The organism is Acidithrix ferrooxidans, assembly GCF_000949295.1.
Taxonomy (GTDB): Bacteria; Actinomycetota; Acidimicrobiia; order Acidimicrobiales; family Acidimicrobiaceae; genus Acidithrix; species Acidithrix ferrooxidans.
On record NZ_JXYS01000031.1, the window covers coordinates 1 to 23,509 of the forward strand.

Genomic DNA, 23,509 nt, shown 5'->3' on the forward strand with positions numbered 1-23,509 from the left:
AAACATCTTTGGGTGATTTAGCAGTGGTATCTTTGATTACTTCCATGAAGCAATGAGTAGGAGCACCATTGCTAATCGACACTCCAATTAGGACATTGGTTTGTTTTGTTCCCTTTCCTCTTCTGCCTTCGCCATGGCTCTCACCACCTAAAAAGAACTCATCTACCTGGACGTTTCCTCCAAGTTTATATAAACCATTTCGGTCAGCCATTGCTTTTCGTAGCTTATTTAGCATCAACCAGCCAGTCGAATAAGATACTTGAACGAATTTAGCAATGGTAGTAGCCGAAAGACCACGCTTGTCGTTGGACAATAGATAGATAGCGGAGAACCACTTGGATAAAGAGATATGGCTTCGATGGAAGATGGTTCCGGAGGTAACGCTAGTTTGACGGTGACAAGATTTACATTGAAAAAGTGGAGCTCGAGATGCTGCATTTCTTCGATGGTTTGGCCTGATTAAGGTAAACTGGTCAGAGTCACACTTTGGGCATCTAAATCCCTCATAGCATAAGCAATTTGATCAAATGATCTTCACATGCTTCCTCTGAAGCGAAGCGTACCATAAAGCCTGAGATATCCACCATGCCTCCTTTATCGAACATCTGTTCTACTAAAGATTAGCTCCAATCTGGTCTCGGTGGAGGCGAAACTTACGAAACTTGATAAGTATGAAACTATTTGATATTACGCTACCAAATCAAAGAGTAAATCTATCTCGAGAACCGTCCTCCATCCAAGATATTTTATCAAACATATATAGCTCAAAATAGCAAATATCATTTAGAAAAAGCGATTCAACCACGGGCATAAATCCAAATTTATCAATGGTTTTATCTTGAGTAAATATAGTATAACATAGCGAGATAGGTATCTATAATGCATATCCAATCAGATCAATATTCAAAAATGACTACAAGCATGAAATCGTCAACCAAGCAGCCGCCAAGGTCAACTCAGTCTCTAAAAATATCCTATTTTAAATGAACAATCACAATATTCACCACCGAATCAATGGAATTGTTCTTGTGAATATCGATCTTTGAGAAAAACTTTTGCAAGGGGGACTACTGTCCACTGTCCTATCTCATAGAACGAAGATACCTACGGTGCCTACCGACATTCCAAATTGGTTTTCAACTTCCGCTAGTTAGCCCAGTTCAAGTTAGCCCAGTTCAAGTTAGCCCAGTTCAAGTTAGCCCAGTTCAAGTTAGCCCAGTTCAAGTTAGCCCAGTTCAAAAAGAATGCTATTAGTTCGGCCACGTTCTAGCGATTCAAACCCATTTCTTTCATTTTTCTAACCGCATTATCTGCTCAAATTAAATCGCAAAAACAAATTATAGATAGAGTATCTATTATAAAACTTTATTCATTCTATATTAATAATCACAACCTATCATTTGGCTACCTCCGAAAATATCACTCATCATTTATAAAATTCTACAACAAATTACTCATAAAACGTGTTAAAAATTCGACACTATCTCGAATTTCAACTCATCAATAAAAGGGTTCATCTCTAATCAAAAATGACCCCATTGTTAATTTGACGCAACCAAACTCACAGAGCTTAGTCAAACCATGCACCAGGGCGCGGGTTTGAGACTATGCATTAAAAATCAAATCGCCTTCCTCATAATCAGGCCGATCATGGCAGTGGTCTGTCCAACATTCTTCACAGCCCAATAGGCGCTCCAAAAAAGCAATAGGGCACGAAGACCTTGCCATTCGATTACAGGAATAGATATATACCATAGGGGGTATATATCTATATAGAAAGGAGATCTCATTGAAATTTATTACCTTTATGAACAGCACCACAGGGAGATCCTCGCGAATTATAGCCGGACTAATCTTGATTTTCGCGGGCTTGATTCCAGGAAAGGCCTGGATAGTGATCTCGATAGTTGGACTTGTACCTTTCGTAGCCGGAATGGCCAACAAGTGCATTCTGATTCCGCTCATCCACAACACACCGAGCAACCGAGGAGTGAGCGATGGTGGCGATCCCAAGAGCTTGAGCTAGGGTAATGCCACTAACTTAGCCACATTGCAAGCTCGATTAATTTAATCATAATGCATTAAGGCGAGCCAAAGAGAAGAGGTATCTCCATTTCATCGTCTTCCTACTTAAAGATATAAAATTCCCCGTGTATTCATGCTCTGAACAAATACACGGGGAATTGGTCAATAATCTATCGCCCTAGAGCTGTGGCGTCTTGTATTCAGTCCTCGACGACTCTCTTCATGCCAGCTCTCTCACCTCGAGTAACGAACTTGGTAGCCATCTTTCTTGATGCTTCATCGATCATCTCATCTCCGAACATTACTGCACCTTTTCGATCACCTTCGGTAGCAACTTTGTAAGCGTCCAAAATTGACCAAGCTAGCTCAAACTGTTCGGCGGTTGGCGAATACATCTCGTTAATCACTGTAACTTGATCAGGATGCAAAGCCCATTTGCCGTCATAGCCCAAGGTTACAGTACGATTGCAGTAGTCTCTAAGCGCTTGGCTGTCTTTTACCTTCAAGAATGGTCCATCAATGACCTGCAACCCGTAAGCACGTCCCGCCATCAAAATCTTCGAGAAGACATAATGAAAATGATCGCCAGGGTAATTAGGAATCTGAACACCACCCGTCAAAACAGGCATCTCCATCGAAGCTGCAAAATCAGCCGGTCCAAAGACAATTGTCTCGAGGCGGGGAGAAGCCGCACATATCTCTTCGACATTTATCAAACCTAAAGTCGATTCAATCTGTGCCTCGATCCCAATATGACCCTTAGGAAGGCCAGCGTTGATCTCAACTTGGGTTAATAGGCGATCCATGGCTATCACGTCTGCTGCGCTCTGGACTTTCGGGAGCATAATCTCATCAAGACGCTCACCAGCATTTCCGACAACTTCAATAACATCGGCGTAAGTCCACTTGGTATCCCATGCATTCACACGCACGCACAATACACGATCATCCCATTCGAGGTTACGTATCGCCTCTACCACCTTGGCCCTAGCACCCTCCTTTTCCAGAGGTGCTACCGAGTCCTCGAGATCCAAAAACGACATATCGGCCGGAATCGTTGGCGCCTTTGCAAGAAAGCGCTCAGAAGATCCGGGAACTGAAAGGCAGGAACGCCTTGGTAAATTTCTACTTCTATCAGACATTCAAAAATAATAACTCAATTTGATCACGCACTACTAGTCAAAGACCTAAAACTAAATGTCAGCCCCAAAATAAATACCAGCAAAATCCCACTAAGAGATGGGTTTGTTGAAGATAAGTGACAAACTTCACATGACATACAAACAAAAAGTCATCGATCTCAGCCGTATGCGAGAGGGCTTTTCCAGTCTCGGAAAAAAATACTCCTTCTGTTTTCATCTGTAGCCTCTAGTGAATCTCCAATAGCCCTATAAACAAGGAAGGCCGCTCAAAGGTATCTATCAATAAAAATCCAAAAAGAGTTCAGTTTTCTCGTTGATTCCAATTGAAGCCATAATTGCCCGAACTATAAAAATTATCCCAATGGATTACCTCATAAGGCAACCCATTGGGATTATTAAAAAGCAGAAAACGACCGCTACATCGTCTCTGGAGAGCAACTTCCACTCAAAAAAAGCACATCACTAATGAGTAAGCACTTTGACCTTGCACCGGTGGCTACCTAAGGGATTCCTCTAAAAACGGAATCAACCTATCCCAAGCCTGATTTGATGCAGCTGCATCATAGACCTCAGGTCTCGCATCATTGAAAAATGCGTGCTCAGTATTTGGATACACAAAAAACTCCGCATCTTTACCAAGTTCGACCAAGCTGCGTTCCAGTCCCCTGGATACCTTTGGCGGAGCAAAATCGTCGATCTCGGCATAGTGACCTTGGATGGATGCAGTTATCGCCGAATAATCTGGCGCCGCCTCTGGCCAAGGTATTACTCCATAGAACGGTGCAACCGCACCAACCGCATCTGGTCTATTGGCCGCCAAGACTAATGCCAAGCCTCCGCCCATGCAAAACCCAACGACACCGACCTTAGATGTCTCGGCCCGAACCATCAGTTCATCCACAGCACCAGAAAGATCCTTGGCGAATTTATCGATCTCAAGAGCCATCATGTACTTGCCCGCTTCGTCTGGCTCTGTCGCGACTTTGCCGTGGTACAAATCTGGTGCGAGAGCCAAATAACCAAGGGCGGCGAAACGGTCACACACGTCCTTTATGTGGTCGACAAGACCCCACCACTCTTGAATTACGACTATTGCTTTGCCATTGCTAGTGGTCGGCGTCGCGAGATAACCAACGCCATTTGTTCCATTACTTGGAAACTCAATCATTTTGCCCATAATTCTAAAGATAGCAGAAAAGTAGATCCAATTAGTTCGATGACCAAAAGACTGTGAAGCAAATGCCGCAAAATTCCTCAGAAAGGAATTGAACGATTCAAAACTCAATGATCCAAAGGCCTTTTATCGGCTCAACCCTGGGTTGAAATAGTATTTGGACAGAGATGAAAGCTCTCTGGATCTCAAAAATCTAACGTTATAATCACTCCTTCTTACAAGCAACTCTTTCGAAAGTAATCCTTAGAGCTTTGAAAACCCTAGTCGCTAGAGGTGAATGGCTGAATTCTCAATAAGCGCCGGCCAACTTCGAGTGATCCCATGAAACCATCTTCGTTGCTTTAATTATGACACCAACTCTCTTTGGAGCACTAGAGAGAAATACGAGCGATGCAGCAGGATCAGCCTCTGGGTAATATCTCGAAAAGACTGAATTTCCGATGCTCCTAACGACCTCTAAATCTCGAACTATCTCACAAGTGCCCACTATCTCGACGCCTCTAAGCTGATCATAGCTATTGCCACTCTCCACCAAACAAGTAATAGATGAGTTGCGCTCAAGGTTCTTTACCTTTTGACTCTTGGAATAGGTCCAAAATGCAAGATCATCGCCGTAAAATCCATACCACATAGCGACAAGGTGAATTGCGTTAGACGGCGAGTGAGTTGCGACCGACATTGAAGACGGAAGGTGCAAAAAGGCCGCTAATTCATCCTCGGTCATCTTGATCAGGTCTCTTCTGGTGGCCAATGTGATCTCCTATCGTAAAAAGCGTCCTAAAGTTCCAACATTAGCCAGCAAAGCGTGGTGTGTCTTGGACCTCACGGATAATTGTCAACATATCCAAGATTTGCAGGACATTGCAGGGCAATAGGAGGGAAAACTTGAGGCAAAGTGGCAAATCGAACTTCTCGTTGCTAGGCTCTGGCGCGAAAAAGCAGTCAGACAAAGATACGAGATCTGTTACCTGAAGATCCCCACCTGGGGTTTCGGCATTTGCGAATCGAACTCGTTCAAAATTTCAAAAGGAAAGTCAAACCCATTAAAATCGAGCGGAAGCCCAACCGAGATGGAGAGCTTTGACTTCAGAGAGCATCGATAGAGATCCTTACTTCGACCCTAATCAGAAAGCCAAGATCACCAAATTAAAATAAATAGGAGATCGAACCAATCGCACGCATTGCCCAAGTAGTGAGTTTATTGCACAAACGGACTTCAAGGGTCCAATGGTTTTTCTCTCAAAAAATAAATAGCACTAGAGATATAAAGTCGCACCAAGAGTCTCTCGCGCAAACCTTTTAGCAATGTCAAAAAGCAAGGATAGGAACTCTCCGGATTACAACGGCATTGCCTTGTCAGACATACCTTTATACGCCGTGAACATATATGCTGTGAATAAATCTCTCTTCTAAATGTAAAGAGATGAGATCCTTATCCTTGATTGTTACTAAGAGACTTGATATCACCTTAAAAAACCAATAGATCGCCTCCCGCTCCAAATCTAGAGTTGGGGAGCCAAGGTCTCAATTGAAGACCTTGAAGAATAGAGTCATAAATATCAAATCAGCCATGTTGGTATGTATAGCCACCTAAGGGCCCAACCACTAGTTACAAAAACGGACGTCAGATCAGTTCGGAGGCAACAGCATCGTTTCTTGTGCTTCTACGTGACCCCATCACATAGGTGACGCTCTCAGGATTAGCCCTAAAACCAGGCAACTCACTGAGGGTAGTTACCTCCTTGTGGAGTTCGCTACCACCTTCAGAACTCCCCAAAGCGAGGGCTCTAATTTGGGCGTCAAATAGCTCGCTAGGTAGCTCAAACCCGAACGGAATTCGGATAATAACCCTAACTCCATCCCCCAGGACTTGGTTGGCTATCGAGATTATGTGACTCGCAATTACAACCCGACCGCCTGAAAAAGAAGATGGCTCCAAAACCAATGCTGAACGATTTGGGGGGTGTGCCTTCCCGATCAACTGAGAGATCGAGTTCATAGGATCGAAATAGTTTATCTTATCTCGAGTATCCAAGGTGTCAATATTCTTACTTGAAACAGAGCGTACTGACCGTCCATTTTCTTTGGTACGGCCAGTAGTCATCGTCTCAAATGCCCGGTTCATATCTAAAAAATACAGAGCCATTCCATTGTCGATCTGGCCAAACAGACCCGATATACTCTGATCCCCTAAAATCTCATCCCGAATCAATTCGACCTCATCACCGACCTCGATAGAGAGTAAAATTCGATTGGCCAGCGTCCACAAAAGACCATTTCTTGGATGTGACTCCAATAGGCGGCGAATTGCGACTAAAAGCATTTCAGGACGGTCCGCAAGCGCACCCAACGAGTCGAGCGCAGAGAGCGCCACTACCTCTGGAGAACGATCATCAAGACCCGCTACATAGCGAAGAATTTCAAGGGGATTCATATTACTAAGTTACCCTATTAATCCACCCTTTGTCATCGCAAAGACGTCTAATGCTTTATCTGCTTCCTCTGGAGTTAGAAGTCCTTCTTCTAATACTAAAGTTCGCAAGTCCTTATTTTCGGCTAAAGATCGCTTGATAATTTTCGCAGCTGCCTCATAGCCAATATAGGGATTCAACGAGGTACCAATAGAAGGTGAAGATAGTGCGTAATTTCTACATCTTTCAACATCGGCCTCAATGCCATCAACACACTTGTGAGCCAGAGCAATTGAGACGGAAGAGATCAGCTCAATCGACTCAATTATGTTTCGCGCTATCACGGGAAGCATAACATTTAGCTCAAGGATGCCGGCGCTTCCGCCGAATGCCACAGCGGCATCATTGCCGATCACTTGAGCAACCACTTGACATACTGCTTCTGGCACAACTGGATTCACCTTGCCAGGCATAATTGAGGATCCTGGTTGAAGGTCGGGGAGGTGGATCTCTCCGAGCCCACAACGTGGGCCTGAAGCCATCCACCTCAGGTCATTTGCGATCTTATACAGAGAGATCGCGATAGTGCGAAGCACTCCTGAAGCCTCCACGAGAGCATCGCGCGAACCCTGCGCCTCAAAGTGGTTTCTAGCCTCAGTCAAGGGCAGGTCCATCCACTCGCGAAGGAGCGCAATAGCTTTAGGCGCGAACTCTTTAGGGGCATTGATACCAGTTCCAACGGCCGTTCCACCCAAGGGCATCTCGCACACCCGAGGTAGAACTGATTCGATACGCTCAATACCGTAGTCGATTGCTGCACGATACCCAGAAAACTCTTGCCCAAGGGTAACCGGAGTAGCATCCATTAGGTGGGTTCGACCAGACTTGACCACGCTCTCGAATTCAATTGCTTTTGAACCAAGTGAGGCTGACAGTTCCAAAAGAGCCGGGATCAGGTTGAACTTTAGCTCACTGGCGGTAGCCAAGTGAATGGCACTTGGGAAAACGTCATTGGAAGATTGCGAGGCATTGGTATGGTCGTTCGGCTTTACGGTAACGTCAACGAGAATCTCACTTGCCAGAGTTGCTAAAACTTCGTTCATATTCATGTTCGAAGAAGTACCAGAACCAGTCTGAAAGACGTCAATCGGAAACTCGTCGTCGAAGTCACCATTAGCAACGCGCTCTGCAGCGCTGGAAATGGCATTGGCAATTTTCGGATCCAGAGTACCAATTTGAGAGTTAGCCATTGCGCCAGCGGATTTTATGAGCGCTAGAGCCCGTATCAGGGGTTTCGATATCCGAAGGCCTGAAATGGGAAAGTTCTCAACCGCTCGCTGGGTCTGAGCTTGCCACTTTGCTTGTAACGGGACTGCAATGTCGCCCATGGAATCGTGTTCTAACCGGAAGTTTTGGGAATTTGAAGTTGTACTCATCATTCACAAAACTACTACAAATATAAATGCCGTCGCTAATTTGCAATGACCATTATGCCAATGATAACCCTAGCAACGTCATGCTCACCAGAATCAGCTATGAACAACAAATTCGAGACGCATATCCAAACCCATCCCACAAAATCTAGCCTACGCTTAGCCTGAATCCACAGAAATGGACCAGCTTGAGCCCCTCGGTGTGACTTCAAGTCGGTTTTTTGGAACTGATTTAGGTTTGACGGAGGGTCTATGGCTTAAATCTGGTTTCAGAGTGCCAAATATGACCTATTCGCTTTGTGGTTGAGCCTGTTTGGTCATTTTTGAGATTCTGAAATCTCATTTTGGCCATAGTGACCTAATCACTTGTCTTCTAGAGCAGTTCCTTCAAGTAATATTCAGTGTGTTAGGTAACCAGATGTTCAGGTGATGGCGATCTCAAACTTTCTGATCCGATCAAGAGCCTCTAAGAACTTATCCTTATAGTGCCAATGTTCTTCAAGATGCAGTATTACTTTTCTAGCTGAACGAGTGATATGTCCTGCGATCTGAAAGTAACACCGTCGAAGCTTTGGTGTGGTTATTACAGTTTCTGCAATAGCACCTATTTGTGCCCGGTTGTGTGCAGTTGCACCGTGCCAGGTTGTGTGCAATTGCACCGTGCCAGGTTGTGTGCAATTGCACCGTGCCAGGTTGTGTGCAATTGCACCAATGGCTAATTAGACCAGAGCCAACCAAACGGCATTAGCGTTCATGCATCTGGATGGAACATGATTCCATCCCGAACCTCCTTTGAGATCCTTGATGACTAGTTCGATCTGGGCATGTGCTCGGTGATCAGCCTCAAGGAAAAGCGTTTCGCCTTGTCGATCGGTAATAAATGCGTGATAGTCATAGTCACTAAATAGTGCCAGCTGAGACCCTGGAGTAGGCTTTGTTCTTCCGACGATAAGACGAACGTCTTGTCTATCTCTTGCAAATGCGCGATATTTGACTTCTGCTACATCAGCTCCACCTTCAAGCCAATAAGGAATTGAAGTCCATGTTTCTTCTGGTATGGCTGCAATAACCTGCTTCAATCGTTTTGACATCCGTGTTGTAATGCAAATGCGAACATTGCCTTGGCTGGCTGTGTCTCTTACGGCTCTTGAGAAGAACCCAGAGTCAAAACGCATGGTTATTTCACCAGTTGCTCCAGCGGCTCTGGCATTGTCGATTACCTGAGTTACAAACTCTCCGGCACCACGAGCGGTATTGGCGTTGCCTTCACGAGTCACTATTCCAAGAATGTCACCTGTTTTACCAACAGCTGCTAGGTGTGGGTGATACCCCCTTACTTTGGTATAACCAAATCCAGCTCCTTCTTTTTTGTTTCCATATACCTGACATATCGTGGAATCAACATCAATGGTGAGCGGCTCATCACCTGGACCTGCTCCAGCTAGCCAGGCTCGTTTTAGCAACAAAGCTGCAACTCGTTCAACATCTGCGATGTCACTGGTCTCAAAACTACGCAAGAAGACACCAAGAGTGGATGGTGCTGGCATTATCTGACCAAGGATAACTTGCGCATTTGGGCTTCGAAGGATTGCAGTGTCATCAATGCAATCACCACCGGCCAAAATAGATGCGATGCAAGATAGATGCGATGATAGCCATGGCTTTTCTGCCAACATTTGCTCGTCCAGGACGATCCTCTAGGTCAATGTGAGAATCAAAGAGATCCCTAAGGCCAAGTCTCTCAGCAAGGGTGATAGGGAGTATTAACCCACTGTTGGAAACTGCGTTCGAATCGTCAAAGGTGACTATCAAACACTCTAAAGCACTAGTAGATGCTCGCATCTAAAAGGTGCTCCTTGAACTGATAGATTTGAAGTGTCTTCAAACATCATTCTACCAGTTCAGAGCACCTTTTCTATGCCAAAATCAAAGTCGATCGACTAAATTTTCGGTGGATCCAGGCTTAGTCTCCACTGGTACACCAGAGCCTTGGAACCCAAGTATCGTATGGAAAAGCCATCCCTTAGGGTGAGCTAGAAGCAGCTACAATTCCCCATGTAGCCCCCGACACGAGGAGAATAATTAACCGACGACCTCAAAATCACCATTTCGTAAGAGTCAATCAATATGAGAGATTCCCTCTGCTTCCTCCGTGTCAAGGCAGCCAGAATCGTTTCGGAGTCAAGGAATCTCAAAGATAAGTTTTGTCTTATTAGAGGAAAATCCCTCAAAAACGCTCTACCTGTTCAAGTCGATTCGAAGAAGCGTCGATGAAATAAAATATTCCTTAGAACAGACATTAATGTATGGAATCAGCCAAATATCTCTGCGGAGCTTACTATCATATTTGAATTGTGACGAACCTGCCTAACAATGATACGGATTTAGATGCCGAATTCAAAGTGACCGAAGTTCGGTCCAAAAAATTTAGCCGAAAGGCGCTTACCGGAATTTCAGCTCTAGTACTAGGGTTGACCCCGATAGCAACTTTCGCAACTAGCGCATCGGCCGATCAGCTTTCAAGCGCGAAAGCACAAGCATCGGCAATTGCGAGTAAAATTGCTACCCTCAATGCCCAAGTAAGCGCTTACTCTGAAGCTTATGACCAAGCGCAGCTGAAGCTACAAACCCTAAATCAGCAGATCTCAATAAGCAAAGCCTCAATTGCCTCCACAGAAGCAAAGATCGCGGAGCTTAGAAAAAAACTAGCCGCTGAAGCTGTGAATTTTTACACCCAGGGTGGATCAGTCGTTTCCTTTGCCGACGTCTTAAATGGTTCATCCACAGATGTAACCTTGCGAGACGTCTTCGCGGGAACCGTAGCCAACTCACAACAGACATTAATCGCGCAGTTCAACCTTGCAAATGCCAACCTCAACATCGAAAAAGCTAAGTTGGCCTCCGAAAAGGCCCTAGCAACAGCGGCACTAAATAGCGCAGCCTCTTCAAAAGCCGCCGCGCAGTCCGCGATGAATACTGCGCAATCGCAATTACTCACAGTCAATTCCAATATCGCATCACTGGTCCTCCAGGCACAAAAGCAACAGCAACTAGCCCAAGAAGCCGCGGCCCTGCAGGCCCAAAAGCGGGCCCAAGCTCTTGCTCTTGCACAGCATCTTCAGCTTCAACAACAGCAGCTTCAACAACAGCAGCTTCAACAACAGCAGCTTCAACAACAACGAAGTGCGACTACTACAAGTCGTGCAAATGCTCAACAAAGCAACCCAAATGGCCAATCTGCATATGTAGCAATTCCTCCAGGTGCTGGAGCAGGTACAGCAGTGTCGGTTGCGATGGCACAAATCGGTAAAAGTTACGTATTTGGCGGTGCCGGGCCCAACTACTTTGACTGCTCTGGCTTTGTAATGTACGCATGGGCGCACGCTGGGGTCTATCTCCCGCATTCCGCTGCAGCACAATACGACTCAATTCAACACGTCTCACTCAACAGCCTTCAACCAGGGGATTTAGTCTTTTACTTCACTCCCATAGACCACGTTGCAATGTACATTGGCAATGGCGAAGTAGTAGTGGCCGATAATCCTTCATACCCAATCATGGTGCGGAGCCTCTATTGGGACGGAAGTCCCGTAGGAGCCGGACGTCCCTAGATCCAACTTGTAGGTGGATTGATTTTTATCTATGGGTCGTATGCTTGTTTTGCAATGAATGCTGCAAAGATCATAGACAAAACAATCCTATTCACCACTTGCCCAGATCCCACTATCAGCGATGAAGAGTTACTCGTCAGAGTGGCCGGTGCCGGATTAAACGCGGCTGACCTACTCCAAGTTGGAGGGTTTTATCCCCCGCCAAATGGAGTGGTTAGCGATATTCCGGGCTTGGAATTTTCTGGGACCGTAGTTGCTCAAGGATCAAAGGTACCCACGAACTGGATCAATAGACCAATAATGGGTATCGTCGCAGGCGGAGCCCAGGCCGAAATGGTAAAGATTCACTTTAGCAACGCAATAGAAGTTGACCAAACATTACCCCTAGTGAAGTGGTCCGCGATACCAGAGGCCTACACAACGGCTTACGATGCACTCTTTAGCCAAGGTGAGATTAGCGCCGGAGATAGAGTCTTGATCACTGGAGCTACTGGAGGTGTCGGAACTGCCGCTATCGCGCTTGCAAAATTTGCTGGCGCCACAGTCTTTGGAGTATCACGGACCGACGAAGGACTCTTGGCCATAGAACGCCAGGGGGCTATGGCAATCTCGCCATCGCAAATCGCAACATCTGGCCCTTTTGATCTTATATTAGAACTCGTCGGCGGGGTCAATATGGCCTCCAATCTTCAAGCTCTATCGCTTCTTGGCAGGATAGTCATAATAGGAGTCGGAGCAGGGCCAAAGGCTGAAGTCGACCTTCGTATGATTATGGCTAAAAGAGCGACTGTTAGAGGTTCGACACTAAGACCCCGAAGCGTTGGAGAGAAGGCGCAGATTGCGCAGCGAATTCAAAGCCACATCCTACCCGCAATCAAAGATGGAACTTTCGGACCACTCATATCAGCGGTCTACCCCGCATCGAAGGCCGCACTTGCCTATAGCGACTTTAGCAAATCAAAAGTAGGCAAGCTCATCTTGGATTTTTCGATCTAAACGATAATTTCAAATTTAAAAAGGGTCGCCATCTCAAATATTTGCCACCGCGGCTTGATAAATTCAAACCCTTTTACACCCATGCAGGTCAATCCTGTAACTTTGTTGCCTGGTGTACAACCTTTGTTTAATATCCAGTGGCTAAGGTCGTATGTAGTTTTAAACTCGAAGTAAGGAAGGGGACCCTTGATCGAAGATAAAAAGACCAAAATTGTGGCAACTCTCGGGCCCGCTTGTGCCAATATTGATACGGTAGTAGCGATGGCCAAAGCGGGAATGAATGTAGCTCGTCTAAATTTAGCTCACGGAACTCCAGCATCAATTGTACGACTAATTGGACTGGTCCGCAGAGCAGAGCGACATACCGGAAAGATGATATCCATTCTTGCCGATCTTCCTGGTCCAAAGATGAGGATCGGCAAGTTAGACCAAGCAATAGGGCTAAAGGGCGGAATGACCGTAAGGCTCGCCCCTACCGGTTCGCCGGCAGTCGATAATGATATAAATATTCCTGTTGATTTCCCTGGAATCGCCAGAGCGGTTGGACCAGGTTCACTCATCTACCTAGCAGATGGATTTATCTCTCTCAAAGTAGTTCGAGTCGAAGGTGAAAGCATCCTCTGCACCGTTGCTGCAGGCGGAGAATTGTCATCCCACAAAGGAATCAACCTTCCTGGTGCCACCCTTGACATTTCATCACTCACAGATAAGGACGCGGAGCTCTTATATTTCGCCCTCTCCAGGGGGGCAGATGCACTTTCAATCTCTTTTGTCCAACGGGCTGAAGACCTCCATCGGGCAAGAGCTATCGCAGGAGAGCACGGCTTTTCTCCATTTCTTTTCGCCAAGATAGAACATCCAGCAGCACTTCGAGACATCGATGCAATCCTCAATGCGTGCGATGGGATTATGGTGGCACGTGGCGACCTTGGCATCGAACTTCCTCTCGAAGAAATTCCACTGGTCCAAAAAGACTTAATCTTTAGGGCAAACTGTATCGGAAAGCCAGTCATAACGGCAACACAAATGTTGGAATCGATGGTTGACTCGCCAAGACCGACTCGTGCTGAGGTAACAGATGTGGCGAATGCAATCTTAGATGGCACCGACGCAGTAATGTTAAGCGAAGAGTCCGCAATGGGTAAGTACCCGGTTGAAGCGGTTGCAACGTTGGCCAAGGTTGCTCGATACACCGAGGAACACGCCACATTTATACCGTCACGTGAACGGGTTGCCGACTACATGCGCGATCACGCCACAACAATTCCTGAAATTGTCGCCTTATCGGTGCTCTCTGCGGTGGAAAAATTGGATCCGGACTACATCGTCACTCCGACCGAGTCAGGATCGACTCCTAGATCCATTGCCAAGTTCAGAATGAAGCCTTGGATCGTAGCGCTTTCACGAGAAGAAACGACCGCGAGACGCCTAGCCTTTACTTCAGGGGTTGCTCCCTTAGTCATCAAGCCTCATGATACAACCTGGGAGATCAAGACTCGAGAGGTTATGACCGAGATCGACCCCACGACGTCAGTAGTACTCCTAACACAGGGGTCACAAGGCCGAATATCTGGAGACACAAACCGAATCGATATCATCACCATATAGCCGCACTTATCCGATCCCAGTGATCTGAACCTAAATCAGATCACTGGGATCACTTTAACATTTACCGCAGCTATCGGTCTCTTTGCCAAATACCATCTGGACCAGAAAAGGTTCCATGAGACACTTAGGCAGTGCCTATATGGCTATCACATAGCGATTGAGTTATCAAAAACCACCTCATGAGAGACAGCTAGAATGAAGCAAGCCACCATTTTCTGACGCATATACACTTTTCGCATCCGCACCACCTAAATACGCACATTAAAGCAAACTACGACTAATGCGCTTTACAAAGTTCATGCGCGACGCCACTACAGGGTTACCATCTCGACAAGTCACTCAAAACCACAGACCAAGACCCTCCGACCCACCGGGTCGTAAAAGAGTATGACAAAGAGACAATTCAAGAAACCTCTTGAGCCAGTAGCATTCATCAACTAGCCACTAAGTCAGAGACCACCCGCCATCCACTACAAGCGTTTGGCCAGTAATGTAACTAGAAGCATCCGATGCCAACAGTAGCAAAGGCCCGTCGAGCTCATCGATATTACCACCGCGTCCCAGTGGCGTATTACGATTAATCCAACTCAAACCTCGCCCTTCCTCAAACATTACAGAAGTCATTTCAGAAGGGAACCAACCTGGAGCGATAGCATTGACCCTTATCTTATGCTTGGCCCACTGATAAGCCAACTCTCTTGTCAGATTCACGACACCAGCCTTTGAAGCGGTATAGCTTGCCTGAGGAATAGAGTTCGATGCGATAAGTCCAAGCACCGATGCAACATTTACAATGGTACCGCCACCACCCAAATCAATCATTTTCTGGGCGACAAGTTGCGATAGGACGAAAACCGATGTCAAATTTGTCTCTACTATCCGCCTAAATTGAGCTGGCGACTCCTCAAGGGCCGACAATGGCTCGGCGATTCCGGCGTTGTTGACACAGATGTCTATCTTTCCGAAGCGCTCAATCGTTCTGGCAACCAGATTCTCCAGGTCGTGATCCAAGGTGACGTCACACACCACGTGAATGGAATCTTGCAAGGTGGACGAGAGCGCCGCAATACGTTCTTCTCTCCGTGCTGCTAAAACCACCGACGCTCCCGCCTGTGACAATACCGTCGCAAGGCGAGCACCGATCCCACTCGACGCACCAGTTACAATCGCAACTTTACCCTCTATGCCAAACTGGCCTGGCAAATGCTTTGTCATAGATCTCCTCCTCAAAGCTTTAAAATAGCTCTAAAATATAATTGACCAAAAAGATGGAATCATTACGCTTCCAATGCACTTACTATGTAACGACCATTTCAGTGATCATAGAGAAATCTATGCACCACACAATTTTAGGTGAAACATGAAACCAATACCCATCGTTTTCAATATCGGTCCCGTTCAGGTACACACCTATGGTATCGGATTGGCTATCGCATTCTACGTTGCCTATCGATATTTCGAGAAACGACTTAAAGATTCAGGGATGCCATACAACTGGGTTGGAAAATCGTTCCTGTGGATAATTGCGGCAGCTGTAGTTGGCGCCAGAATAGTCCATGTCATAGCAAATATCTCATACTATTTGAAATTTCCAGCACAAATTCCCTTGATCTGGCACGGCGGCCTCTCTTCGTTTGGCGGATTAGCAGGAGCAATCCCCGTTGGTATTTATCTAAAGCGTAAATATGCTCCAGACCTTCGCATCGCCGACACCTTTGACAAGCTGGTTCCAGCGCTCATTTTAGCTTGGTCGATAGGTCGCATTTTGGGGCCACAGTTGATGTTCCAAGGTGGAGGACGACCTACCAATGCTTGGTATGGTCTACAATACGCCGGGCAGGTCGGATATCGAATACCAGTTCCCATTTTTCAGGCTACTGAAGACTTTATAATCTTTCTGATTCTCCTTAAAATTGAAAAATGGATGACTACAAAAGCTCCACCGTATCGAAGCGGCAGCCTAGCCATAGCTGGACTTTTTCTATGGTCGATCCCAAGATTTTGGGACGAATACTTCTGGCTAGCAGTTCCCCGCCTATGGGATGCAGTAGAGGTATTCTCCATTATTTTGATCATAAGCTCGGCATGTGCATTTCTAATTCTGAACTCGCCAGAAAGACGCAACTCTCAAAACACACAGGTCTATGACGGCGAGGGCGAAGACTCGGCCAATACCGGAATGACCAATGCCAACGATAACGAACACATCTTAGTGGATGGCCTTCAACCTGACGAAAACAAACCATCTTAAAGATCACAGAATAGATCATCTAAAACCAAGAAGGAATCTTGACTGAAAACCGCCTTGAAACTACAGCTCTACATACCGACAAATATGAATTCACGATGCTCGATACTGCCATAAATGCAGATAAAGCATTCCATAGAGCCGTCTTCGAGGTCTTCACTCGAAGCCTACCTCAAGGGCGAAAGTACGGAATCGTAGGGGGCCAGCAACGCCTTCTTGAAGCACTTTCTAGATTCAAGTTCTCAAAAGCTGATATCTCCTTTCTTCATAGAGCTAACTTTTTAAGTGAGCGAACAATAGGTTATCTAGAAAGTTTCGAATTTCACGGCACTATAACCGGACTCCCAGAGGGAAGCTTCTACTTTGGCGGAACGCCGATTTTGAAGATCGAAGGGACCTTTGCAGAGTGCCTAATAATCGAGACATTGGTCCTTTCAATTCTAAATTTCGACTCTGCTCTAGCTGCAGCTGGCGAGAGAATGGTAAGGGCTGCCAATCGACGTCCAATAATCGAAATGGGCTCCCGTCGGATTCATGAAGAAGCGGCTCTAGCCGCAGCAAGGATCGGATACATCGTAGGGATGGCATCTACGTCAAATCTTGGTGCCGCACGCATTTACAATATTCCAGCGTCTGGCACAGCAGGCCATGCATTGGTAATGGCTTTTGAAAATCAAATCGAGGCATTCCATGCTCAAGCTATGACGCTAGGGGCATCATCTACCTTTTTAGTGGATACATACGATCAAGAAAGCGGAATTTTAGATGCCATTATGGCTTGCGACGGGGAACCAGGAGCTATTCGTATCGACTCAGGAGATCTTTTTGAAGGTGCCACCAACGCGAGACAACTTCTAGACTCTAAGGGCGCCAAATCGACGAGAATCATCGTCACGGGCGACCTGGATGAATTTGAGATCCAACGTCTGAGAGATGCCCCAATCGATGGCTACGGTGTAGGAACGCGCTTTGTAATTGGCTCAGGACACCCTAGCGCCAATTTGGTTTACAAACTCTCCGAGATTGAAGTCAATGGCGAAATGGTTGGCGTCTCTAAGGCTTCGATCGGCAAGGAGACGATTCCGGGATCGAAAAAAGTAACTCGCCACTTCGATCAAGATGGCCGTTTCATCGCCGAATCTATCTCACCCACGGCAAAAGAGAGTTCTCAAAATCAATATTTCATGGCATCGAGCGCAATCGATCCCTATGTAACATTTATCGAGAGAGGAAGAATATCCTTTGGCCTTTCTATCGAAAAGATACGCTCGTTCCACGCAAATCAGATGAAAGCTCTGGAAAGGTTCGTCGAATTGAACGACTAGCGACCCCTATTTCAACACAATAAGGCGCTCTTTGGTAGTTAAATCGACGGTCTAATTTGAGATTATCAAACGGAGCGCAGTCGCAACTACCACCTCCACTATCAAAGATCACCTCAAATAAGCGCCAGCCCCAGGGTGAACCATCAAGAATTATTCACCCTGTGCAATAGTTACGACAACGCGTCAACGTGAAGGTCGCTGACGCAACCCAAACCCGCTGGCATCCCAAGAACTCGAACGTCACTCAAGTCCAAACTCTGCGGGTGATGCTCCAATACATAGAGAGTTGGAGCATCTACCTTAGAGACGATGTGCCAGCCCACATGGGCATGTAAACATTTGAATCCACTTCTAGTGCCGCCAACCCCTCCTGAGGGACGAGGACCCAAATAGTCATCTGGAATCAAACCATCGCGGATAGAAGAATACGTTCTATGGCCATATTCGACCAGGTCAAGGTCAAGACTCTCTCGGATCTCTTTGATAATTCCACCCGACTCTAGCCGTGAAACCGCAAGAGATATTGGTGGGTCACAGAGCCAAAAGAGAGTCGGCATCGGAAGCCTCTCCTCAATTATCGGCCAGCATGCAATCACGCTAGGGATACCTGTGGAGATGCGCCTAGCCACAACCACGAAGCGCCCTTGAGGAGGTCGCCCCAAGAGGCGCTCAACATGGTTGTAGTCGACTTCCGAAGGACCTTCCCAAAGATCAATATTCAATTGAACTTAACCTTTTCGCTTTCTTGAGCGGCGGATTAGTACCATAATCAAAAAGAGCAAACTGCCCACTGCAGCAGGAACGACCCGCTTTATTATTGGCGATCCAGCGACGCCCAAAAGGTCTACCGGAGCAGTTTCAGTAGGTGCAAAGGTCTTCTTTATGGTTGGAGGCTTTTCATCGTCGTTGGAGCTGACCGCCTCTTTGGCCGGAGACGCAGCCGGGTCCGAGGATTGTGGTTCTGCCGAAGGTACCTCTTTGCCATCGTTTTCAACCAGCGCCTCAAGCGATACTACGAACTGACTTAGAAGCTTGTTTGAAACATCAGCCAAGACCCCTCTACCGAACGAAGCAACCTTGCCAGTTATTGCTAAATTTGTCGTAACGGAAACGTTTGTCGAATTCTCATCTCCATCCAACTGTGCCGTTACGGTAGCCGAGGCGTTACCTTGACCCTTAGTGTCTCGACCTTCTGCCCTGAGAACCGCTGTATGTGTCTCTTTATTTAGCTCTATAAAAGATGCTTTTCCTTTGTAGGCAGCAGTAATAGGTCCCACCTTAACCTTGACTGATCCACGAAATTCATCGCCATCAATCTCCTCGAGAGCAGCTCCCGGGAGACAAGGTGCTATCTTTTCTACGTCAGTCAAAAGCGCCCACGCTTGCTCTATTGGAACATTTACAGAAAACTTATTTACCAATTCCATCTATCCAACTCCTCTTTTGTATCAATATCAATCGGCTCGCCAACACATTCAACCTCTAGCAATTGCGCCGAAAATTGCAAATATAGCGACCTGGCTCCAACCTCACCCTCGCTCGGAATGAGGTCGAAAAGCTCGCGGGAAATTCGAACCGGGTTACGACGTCTTCCCTCATATGTTGCTACCATAATAGGCGAGGTTTCGCCTGCATGTGCAAGAGTTAACCATGGGGATGAACCAATTAAAGGTTGATCCCCCAAACCAACAATTACCTCGGACGCCTCGAGGCTCTTCGCCCACGCCAGCCCAATCGCCAGAGAAGATGCCATCCCTAAATTGGGGTTAGGATTCAGAAGTGAAACCTCGCCCTCATGCAGTAAATGCGATAGATCAATCACCCCAAAGACCACGGCAATTGGCTCTATAGATGCTCCCCGAAGCCCCGCCAGCGAATGCTCAAAGACTGTAGATCCCCGAAACGGCGCCTCTAATTTATGGGTATCTCCCCTATATCTAGAACCAGATCCACCACAGAGTAAGATCCCAGCCATAACCATTGTCAACGGCTCCTAGGATGAATTGGACCTTCGCCCAGCGCTAATGAGACGGGTACCTTATTGGTCCGTAGTGCAATTATCTCTCCAGCAATGGAAATAGCCGTCTCCTCGGGCGTCCTAGCCCCAATATCTAACCCAATTGGTCCCATTACCCGTGAAAGTTCGTCAGGATCTACGCCTACATCTATCAGGCGTTTGCTGCGCTCTTGATGCGTCCTTCTCGACCCCATCGCACCTATATAGCCCACTTTAGTCTTGAGAGCTCCGACAATTGCTGGTACATCGAACTTTGGATCATGGGTAAGTACACAGATAGCATCTCTTTGTCCAAGTGAGCCACCAATCCGATCTAAATACTTATCCGGCCAGTCCACGACCACCTCGTCAGCCATCGCAAACCTCACACGCGTAGCGAAGATTGGTCGAGCATCGCAAACCGAAACACTATATCCCAACAACTTACCAACTCTAGCAAGGGCAGCAGTAAAATCTACGGCGCCAAAGATAATCATGCGAGGTGGCGGAGCGAAGGTCTCAAAGAGAACCTCTACCTCTTCGAGCTTTGCTTGTCCATTTCTGCCGTAATGACGAACCATGGTCGTGCCAGACGCCAATGCACCTTGACTATCTCGAATGATTACATCCGAAAGGGTATCATTCTCTAAATTCGAATAAATGGCTTTACCGTCGACAATTATCAGCGTTGATCCAACGCTAGGAAGCGCCCCAAAGACTTCAAAGGCCGACAACCCTTCACTGGAGATCTGTAGCTCTACAGGAGCATCATTCCCAGGAACTGCACCGATACCTGAGACCACGGTGGCACGCACAAATGGAGTATTTTCATCCAACAGTCGAGCGACTAGATCATATGGTCGATCCACATTGGGTTCAATTAAGATTCGCAAAGTACCGCCGCAGGTCAGACCCACAGCAAACGCCTCATCATCTGAATAGCCAAAGACCGATACGCTTGGACATGCCTGCACACCAGATGCATCCACATCCATTACAGTATTATTGCCGACGGCTACGCTAGTGACACCCATCGCCGCGAGTGCCTCCATCACCACGGCTCCCTCGACGCAACCGCCAGAAACCGAACCCGAAACTTCTCCTATATCGCTTATTGCCATGGTGGCACCAGGCTCACGCGGACTGGACCCTTCGGTACCTACTACTCGCGCTATTGCTACAGCTTTACCCTGGGCACGCCATCGGATCAAATCAGATAAGACATCTCTCAATGTATCCTCCTTTCAAATAAAAAATCAACCTAACGCACTTGACGGCTCTCTTGTAGATGGACGCAGGCCACAACGAGACGCCCTTCATTCACGAAAACGATCGATAAAGTGGTCAAGGGCCTTCAAAATCATGGCGCATCTAAAACCCTAACCAAATTTGCTAGCGCATTCAGGGAATGCCCCTCTACAAAGACGTCGACATAGGGTAGAGCTGCGGCCATTCCGCGAGCCAGGGGTGCATATCCCTCATGAGCCTTTAGGGGATTAACCCAAATAACTTTACGTGCCACCCTATGAAGCCTCGCCATCTCCAAACCAAGATGATCTGGATCCCCTCGATCCCAGCCATCAGAGAGTATTACGACGTTGGCTCCCCTCGCCATTCCTCGCACCCCATAGTTGTTATTAAACTCGCCGATCGTCTCACCTAATCGAGTACCGCCTGAGAAATCTGCAACGCGCTTTGATACGTCATTCAAAGCTTGGTCCGGTTCGCGCCAAGTCAATTCACGAGTAATTCGAGTCAGCCGGGTGCTGAAGGTAAAGACCTCTATTCGGCTACGTGCCAGAACTGAAGCATGCACGAATCGTAGTAGCGCGCGGGCGTAAGGATCCATAGATCCAGAGATATCCAAGATAAAAACGATGCGCCTAAATCGCTTTCCATTGGTCTTATAAACACGTTCTATAGGCTCGCCATATCGAGAAATTGCCTTGGACACGGTTCCTTTGAGATCTAGGAGGCCGCCTCTGCGATCTCTAATCATCCTTCTGGAGCGCTGCTTAGATCCAGAGAATCGCATCATTGACATCATCGCATAAAGTTGCACGAGCTCCACTCGCGTACATTTAGCAAAATCCTTATTAGAAAGTATCTCCTTGGCTGAAAAACGCAATGTTACGTGGTTCTCATCTTCGGGAATATCTTGAGTTTCATCGCTTTGGTCTTCTTCATCACTGGCGATATCTATAAAAAGCGTCTCATGAACTTGGGGCTCGCTAAAGAGTGAATCGTCATCGAAAATACCACCATCGAAGAACTTGGCAAATGCTCGATCGAACTTTGCCAAATCCTCAACGCGCTTTACCAAGGTAACGCGTGCCACCTCGTATACCTTTGCTCTGGTATCTATTCCAACCAGTTCCATTCCTCTCAAAAAAAGAGAAAGAGAATCTGGATCAGCCAAAACCTCATTTGCTCGAAGGTGTTCCCCGAAGCCCACTACTATCTCGTAGGTATTTGCCATATCTCAAACCTTAGTTACCAGGGCTAAGTCCAACTTTAAGAGTTAGCTTGATTTTGCAATCGCCGCCCGCACTAACGCCGACACATCTGCCTCTTTAACTTTCTGCGCGTCTTCTCTATACTTGACTACCGCAGAAAGTGACGCCTCAAAGATTGACTCTGTTATCTCGCTTGCACCTAGTGCTATTAGCGAACGGAGCCAATCGATAGATTCGGCGACGCCTGGCGGTTTAAATAAACCCATCGCACGAAGAGAACCCGACAAAATAGCGACCTGAGAAGCTAAAAAGCGATCCGCTCCTGGTACGCGTGTCATGATGATCGACACTTCGGTCTCAAAGGAAGGGTGATCTACCCAGTGGTAGAGACATCGTCTCTTTAGTGCATCGTGAAGATCACGTGTCCTATTCGAGGTGATAATCACGACCGGCGGGACCGGAGCAAAGATTGTGCCGAGTTCGGGAATGGTAGCCGCATAGTCTGAGAGGGCTTCGAGCAAAAACGCCTCGAACTCATCGTCAGCCCTGTCAAGCTCGTCGATCAATAGGACTGCCGGCAAGGTGGCGCCACCAACCGTTGGCAACTCGTCCCCTGCTGCTATAGGATCTAGAGCCCGAAGAAGGGGTCTGCGAACCAAAAACTTCTCGCTGTAGAGATCGTCCTCTATGGATTCATCCACCTTCAGGCCATTGGTGTCTGATAAAACTTCAACGGTACGTAGATGCAAAAGCTGCCTGGAGTAGTTCCACTCATAGAGTGCTTGGGATACGTCGATCCCTTCATAGCACTGAAGGCGAACCAGTGGAGAACCTAGCAGCCTAGAAAGACTCTTGGCCACCTCTGTCTTTCCAACACCAGGTTCACCCTCCAAAAGAAGCGGACGGCGAAGGCTAAGAGCCAAATAGATAGCGGTGGCCAAAGATTCAGAGGCTATGTAATCACAATCGCGCAGCTCTCGAATGAGCGCACTTGGCGACTCTATCGAGAGCTGCTCACAAATTGATGGCAACTGCGCCAAATCGTCATGGCTTTGACGCGTCTTTGGATCCATCAAACTCCTTT

22 protein-coding genes and 1 pseudogene are annotated in these 23,509 nt (G+C 47.0%); 6 read left to right on the forward strand and 17 right to left on the reverse strand.

Going from position 1 to position 23,509, the window contains the following annotated elements; translation table 11 throughout:
* Positions 1-584, reverse strand: a pseudogene (locus tag AXFE_RS19100) (IS1595 family transposase); the annotation flags it as partial.
* A 562-nt stretch (positions 585-1,146) separates the two neighbouring features.
* Positions 1,147-1,263 (reverse strand): pentapeptide repeat-containing protein, encoded by a 117-nt coding sequence (locus AXFE_RS21360; protein ID WP_200891207.1) that lies wholly within the window; start codon positions 1,261-1,263, stop codon positions 1,147-1,149.
* 526 nt (positions 1,264-1,789) lie between these two features.
* On the opposite strand from AXFE_RS21360, the gene AXFE_RS06720 reads away from it, so the two are divergent.
* Complete coding sequence (locus tag AXFE_RS06720; protein ID WP_052605130.1) at positions 1,790-2,026, forward strand: YgaP-like transmembrane domain; 237 nt, start codon at positions 1,790-1,792, stop codon at positions 2,024-2,026.
* A 199-nt stretch (positions 2,027-2,225) separates the two neighbouring features.
* Here the strand turns inward: AXFE_RS06720 and AXFE_RS06725 are convergent, their stop codons facing one another.
* The 8 genes from AXFE_RS06725 to AXFE_RS19110 form a co-directional block, all read right to left on the reverse strand.
* Positions 2,226-3,167 (reverse strand): HpcH/HpaI aldolase/citrate lyase family protein, encoded by a 942-nt coding sequence (locus tag AXFE_RS06725; RefSeq protein WP_052605131.1) that lies wholly within the window; start codon positions 3,165-3,167, stop codon positions 2,226-2,228.
* 496 nt (positions 3,168-3,663) lie between these two features.
* Positions 3,664-4,452 carry a dienelactone hydrolase family protein gene (locus AXFE_RS06730; protein ID WP_200891208.1) on the reverse strand — a complete coding sequence of 263 codons (789 nt, stop codon included), beginning with the start codon at positions 4,450-4,452 and terminating at the stop codon, positions 3,664-3,666.
* A gap of 178 nt (positions 4,453-4,630) precedes the next feature.
* Positions 4,631-5,092 (reverse strand): pyridoxamine 5'-phosphate oxidase family protein, encoded by a 462-nt coding sequence (locus AXFE_RS06735; protein ID WP_052605132.1) that lies wholly within the window; start codon positions 5,090-5,092, stop codon positions 4,631-4,633.
* Positions 5,093-5,965: 873 nt separating this feature from the next.
* On the reverse strand, positions 5,966-6,775 hold the full coding sequence (locus AXFE_RS06740; protein ID WP_052605133.1) for a hypothetical protein: 810 nt from the start codon (positions 6,773-6,775) through the stop codon (positions 5,966-5,968).
* A 9-nt stretch (positions 6,776-6,784) separates the two neighbouring features.
* Complete coding sequence (locus AXFE_RS06745) at positions 6,785-8,191, reverse strand: class II fumarate hydratase (RefSeq protein ID WP_235347693.1); 1,407 nt, start codon at positions 8,189-8,191, stop codon at positions 6,785-6,787.
* Between the two features lie 416 nt (positions 8,192-8,607).
* On the reverse strand, positions 8,608-8,844 hold the full coding sequence (locus tag AXFE_RS06750) for a hypothetical protein (RefSeq protein ID WP_052604442.1): 237 nt from the start codon (positions 8,842-8,844) through the stop codon (positions 8,608-8,610).
* Positions 8,845-8,904: 60 nt separating this feature from the next.
* Positions 8,905-9,861 (reverse strand): IS1380 family transposase, encoded by a 957-nt coding sequence (locus AXFE_RS06755; protein ID WP_082058548.1) that lies wholly within the window; start codon positions 9,859-9,861, stop codon positions 8,905-8,907.
* Positions 9,794-10,027: a hypothetical protein gene (locus tag AXFE_RS19110; RefSeq protein WP_052605135.1), complete on the reverse strand. Its 234-nt coding sequence runs from the start codon at positions 10,025-10,027 to the stop codon at positions 9,794-9,796. Before AXFE_RS19110 ends, AXFE_RS06755 begins: the two co-directional genes overlap by 68 nt.
* A gap of 512 nt (positions 10,028-10,539) precedes the next feature.
* Here AXFE_RS19110 and AXFE_RS06765 point away from each other — a divergent pair.
* From AXFE_RS06765 to pyk, 3 genes are all read left to right on the forward strand, one after another.
* The gene (locus AXFE_RS06765; protein ID WP_152625913.1) at positions 10,540-11,796 is read left to right on the forward strand and encodes a C40 family peptidase; all 1,257 of its coding nucleotides are present in this window, start codon (positions 10,540-10,542) and stop codon (positions 11,794-11,796) included.
* Between the two features lie 54 nt (positions 11,797-11,850).
* Entirely contained in the window at positions 11,851-12,792 is a 942-nt protein-coding gene (locus AXFE_RS06770; protein ID WP_152625914.1) for a zinc-binding dehydrogenase, read from the forward strand.
* Positions 12,793-12,978: 186 nt separating this feature from the next.
* Entirely contained in the window at positions 12,979-14,400 is a 1,422-nt protein-coding gene (pyk, locus tag AXFE_RS06775) for a pyruvate kinase (RefSeq protein ID WP_052605138.1), read from the forward strand.
* A gap of 444 nt (positions 14,401-14,844) precedes the next feature.
* Here pyk and AXFE_RS06780 read toward each other — a convergent pair whose 3' ends face one another.
* Positions 14,845-15,615, reverse strand: a complete 771-nt coding sequence (locus AXFE_RS06780) for an SDR family NAD(P)-dependent oxidoreductase (protein ID WP_052605139.1) — start codon at positions 15,613-15,615, stop codon at positions 14,845-14,847.
* Positions 15,616-15,760: 145 nt separating this feature from the next.
* Here AXFE_RS06780 and AXFE_RS06785 point away from each other — a divergent pair, with 145 nt between their 5' ends.
* Positions 15,761-16,651 (forward strand): prolipoprotein diacylglyceryl transferase, encoded by an 891-nt coding sequence (locus AXFE_RS06785; RefSeq protein ID WP_052605140.1) that lies wholly within the window; start codon positions 15,761-15,763, stop codon positions 16,649-16,651.
* A 38-nt stretch (positions 16,652-16,689) separates the two neighbouring features.
* Positions 16,690-17,973: a nicotinate phosphoribosyltransferase gene (pncB, locus tag AXFE_RS06790; protein ID WP_052605141.1), complete on the forward strand. Its 1,284-nt coding sequence runs from the start codon at positions 16,690-16,692 to the stop codon at positions 17,971-17,973.
* A 170-nt stretch (positions 17,974-18,143) separates the two neighbouring features.
* Here the strand turns inward: pncB and AXFE_RS06795 are convergent, their stop codons facing one another.
* From AXFE_RS06795 to AXFE_RS06820, 6 genes are all read right to left on the reverse strand, one after another.
* The gene (locus tag AXFE_RS06795; protein WP_052605142.1) at positions 18,144-18,695 is read right to left on the reverse strand and encodes a DUF501 domain-containing protein; all 552 of its coding nucleotides are present in this window, start codon (positions 18,693-18,695) and stop codon (positions 18,144-18,146) included.
* A gap of 6 nt (positions 18,696-18,701) precedes the next feature.
* The gene (locus tag AXFE_RS06800; protein WP_052605143.1) at positions 18,702-19,400 is read right to left on the reverse strand and encodes an SRPBCC family protein; all 699 of its coding nucleotides are present in this window, start codon (positions 19,398-19,400) and stop codon (positions 18,702-18,704) included.
* Positions 19,388-19,954, reverse strand: coding sequence for a nucleotidyltransferase family protein (locus tag AXFE_RS06805; RefSeq protein WP_052605144.1), 567 nt, complete (start codon positions 19,952-19,954; stop codon positions 19,388-19,390). Before AXFE_RS06805 ends, AXFE_RS06800 begins: the two co-directional genes overlap by 13 nt.
* A gap of 2 nt (positions 19,955-19,956) precedes the next feature.
* Positions 19,957-21,201 carry an XdhC family protein gene (locus tag AXFE_RS20730; RefSeq protein WP_052605145.1) on the reverse strand — a complete coding sequence of 415 codons (1,245 nt, stop codon included), beginning with the start codon at positions 21,199-21,201 and terminating at the stop codon, positions 19,957-19,959.
* 128 nt (positions 21,202-21,329) lie between these two features.
* Positions 21,330-22,448: a vWA domain-containing protein gene (locus tag AXFE_RS06815; protein WP_052605146.1), complete on the reverse strand. Its 1,119-nt coding sequence runs from the start codon at positions 22,446-22,448 to the stop codon at positions 21,330-21,332.
* 42 nt (positions 22,449-22,490) lie between these two features.
* Positions 22,491-23,498 (reverse strand): AAA family ATPase, encoded by a 1,008-nt coding sequence (locus AXFE_RS06820; protein WP_082058549.1) that lies wholly within the window; start codon positions 23,496-23,498, stop codon positions 22,491-22,493.
* Positions 23,499-23,509: the final 11 nt, after the last annotated feature.